General features: G+C 70.9%; 2 protein-coding genes. Both read left to right on the top strand.

Annotated features, from left to right (window positions below; translation table 11 throughout):
• The coding region (locus tag A7A76_RS19110) for a DUF885 domain-containing protein (protein WP_206412698.1) at positions 1–1,776 on the top strand (1,776 nt) is incomplete at its 5' end.
• A gap of 230 nt (positions 1,777–2,006) precedes the next feature.
• The coding region (locus A7A76_RS19105; protein ID WP_206412697.1) for a sigma-54-dependent transcriptional regulator at positions 2,007–3,206 on the top strand (1,200 nt) is incomplete at its 3' end.

Genomic DNA, 3,206 nt, shown 5'->3' with positions numbered 1-3,206 from the left:
GCGAGCGCGGCCAAGACCGCGGCGCCCGCCGCCGGCGACGCGGGCACGGCCGACGTCGCCCGCCGCGTGGCCGCCTTCAACGCCCTGCTCGACCGCCAGTGGGAACAGCTGATGCGCCTGCTGCCGGAACAGGCGAGCTTCTTCGGCGACTACCGCTACAACGACGCCTGGTCGGACTACTCGCTGGCCGGCGCCGCGCGGATGCAGCGCGAATACGAAAAGATGCTGGCCGAGTTCGAAGCGGTCGACACCCGCGGCTTCGCCGAAGCCGACCGGCTCAACCAGCGGCTGATGGTGGCCTGGCTCAAGAGCGCGATCCGCGGCTACGAACTCAAGACCCACGAGATGCCGCTGGACCAGTTCGTCGGCGTCCACCTCAACCTCACCGCCTTGGTCAGCGCGTTCCCGTTCAACGACGCCAGGCAGTACCAGCAATACCTCACCCGCCTGCACGCGCTGCCCAAGCTGCTGCAGCAGGTGACCGGGGTCGCCCGCCAGGGCGCCAGGGACGGGCTGATGCAGCCGCGCTATCTGCTGGAGAAGGTCGCCTCGCAGTGCGACAACCTGGCCGCCGCGGCCGGCGCCGACAACGTCTTCGCCGCCTCGTTGAAGAAGATGCCCGAGTCGATCCCGGCCGCAGAGCGCGAACGCCTGCGCCGCGAGATCCTCGCCGCGGTCGACGGCGAAGTGCGGCCCGCGTTGCGCGAGCTGGCGCGGTTCGTGCGCGAGGACTACGCGCCGCACGGCCGCGAGCAGTACGGCGTGTGGTCGCTGCCGAACGGCGATGCGCTGTACCGCTACGCGATCGAGCAATACACCACCACCACGACCCCGCCCGAGGAGATCCACCGCCTCGGCCTGAGCGAAGTCGAGCGGATCGAAAAGGCGCAGGGCGAGATCGCCCAGCGCCTGGGCTACGCCAGCCTCAAGGCGATGCGCGATGCGGTCGCCGCCGATCCCAAGCGTCACGCGGCCTCGCGCGAGCAGTTGCTGGAGGAGTACCGCAAGTACCTGGCGCAGATGGAAACCAAGCTGCCGCAGCTGTTCGGCACCTTGCCCCAGGCCAAGGTGCAGGTGCAGGCGGTGGAAACCTGGCGCGAGAAAGAGGCCTCGGCGGCGCAGTACATGGCCGGCACGCCCGACGGCAAGCGTCCGGGTCTGATCACGGTCAACACCGGCGAGCCGGAGAAGCGCCTGCTGACCACGGTCGAAGCGGTGGCCTATCACGAAGGCGTGCCCGGCCATCATCTGCAGATGACCATCGCCCGCGAGCTGCCGGCGCTGCCGAAGTTCCGCACCCTGCTCGGCCAGCTCGCCTTCATCGAAGGCTGGGGCCTGTATTCGGAAGACCTGGGCAAGGAAGTGGGCTTCTACCAGGATCCCTACAGCGACTTCGGCCGGCTCTCGCAGGAGCTGATCCGCGCCAACCGCCTGGTGCTGGACACCGGCGTGCACTACAAGCGCTGGAGCCGCGAGCAGATGGTGCAGTGGATGCGCGATCACTCCGACATGGAGGAACCCAACATCCAGGCCGAAGCCGACCGCTACATCGCCTGGCCGGGCCAGGCGCTGGCGTACAAGGTCGGCCAGCTCAAGATCCGCGAGTTGCGCGCGCGGGCGCAGAGCGAGCTGGGCGCGCGTTTCGACGTGCGCGCGTTCCACGACCGCGTGCTCGGCGGCGGCGCGCTGCCGCTGAGCGAGCTGGAGGCGCGGGTCGACGAGTGGATCGCCGCGCGCAAGAACGCAAGCGACGGCGCCGCCGCCGGCGCGCAATGACCTCAGGCCGCGCGCGCATCCCGGCGATGCGCGCGTCCGGCCCGGCCGCGTCGCCGGTCCTGGTTCCGCCCGGATCGCGCGTCCCGCGCCGGCATCGCCGGCGCGGCGACCGCCCCCCGCCGTTCGTCCCACGCCGCCCGCGTCGCGCGCTGGCATACTCGGCATCTGGAAAACGCGATTACCCGCACGTTTTCCGCCGCCTCCGCCCTCGCGTCCGCCCACGGCCCTCCATGCGCACCGTTCTGGTCATCGACGACAACCCCGCGGTCGCCACCGCGCTCGATCTGCTGTTCGGCCTGCGCGACATCCGCGTGCTGACTGCGCAATCGCCCGAGCAAGGCCTGCAGACGCTGGCGCGCGAAGACGTCGGGCTGGTGCTGCAGGACATGAACTTCACCGCCGACACCACCTCCGGCGAGGAAGGCGTGGCGCTGTTCCGCGCGATCCGCGCGCGCCACCCCGACCTGCCGATCATCCTGCTGACCGCCTGGACCCACCTGGACATCGCCGTCGACCTGGCCAAGGCCGGCGCCGCCGATTACCTGGCCAAGCCCTGGGACGACCAGAAGCTGCTGGCCAGCGTGGAGAACCTGCTCGAACTCGGCGACAGCGCGCGCGAGGTCAACCGCCTGCACGAGCAGCGCCGCCGCGCCCGCCGCGAGCTGGACGCGCGCTACGACCTGCGCGGCCTGGTGTTCGCCTCCGAGCCGATGACGCGGGTGGTGGAACTGGCCTGCCACGTCGCCCGCGCCGACGTGCCGGTGCTCATCGTCGGGCCCAACGGCGCCGGCAAGGAAAAGATCGCCGAGATCGTGCAGGCCAATTCGTCGGTCGCCGCCGGCCCGTTCGTGACCTTGAACTGCGGCGCGCTGCCGACCGAATTGATCGAAGCCGAACTGTTCGGCGCGGATGCCGGCGCCTACACCGGCGCCAACAAGATGCGCGAGGGCAAGTTCGAAGCCGCCGACGGCGGCACCTTGTTCCTCGACGAAATCGGCAACCTGCCGCCGGCCGGGCAGATGAAGCTGCTGCGCGTGCTGGAAACCGGGCGCTTCGAACGGCTCGGCTCCAACCGCGAGCGCCAGGTCAAGGTGCGGGTGATCAGCGCGACCAACGCCGACCTGGCGGCGATGATCCGCGACGGCCGCTTCCGCGAGGACCTGTACTACCGCCTCAACACCATCCAGATCGACCTGCCGCCGCTGGGCGAACGCCGCGACGACGTGCTGCCGCTGGCGCGCCACTTCCTCGCCGACAACCCGCTCGGCGCCGGCAAGCGCCTGGGCGAGGACGCCGAGCGCGCGCTGCTCGCGCACGCCTGGCCCGGCAACGTGCGCGAACTGCGCAACACCTTGCAGCGCGCCGCGCTGCTGGCGCGCGGCGAGGCCATCGCCGCGGCCGATCTCGGCCTGCCCGCGGCGAACGCCGCG

The organism is Lysobacter enzymogenes, assembly GCF_017168095.1.
Classification (GTDB): domain Bacteria; phylum Pseudomonadota; class Gammaproteobacteria; order Xanthomonadales; family Xanthomonadaceae; genus Lysobacter; species Lysobacter enzymogenes_D.
Note: the sequence above shows the minus strand (reverse complement) of the source record. Positions and strands in the feature narration are given on the sequence as shown.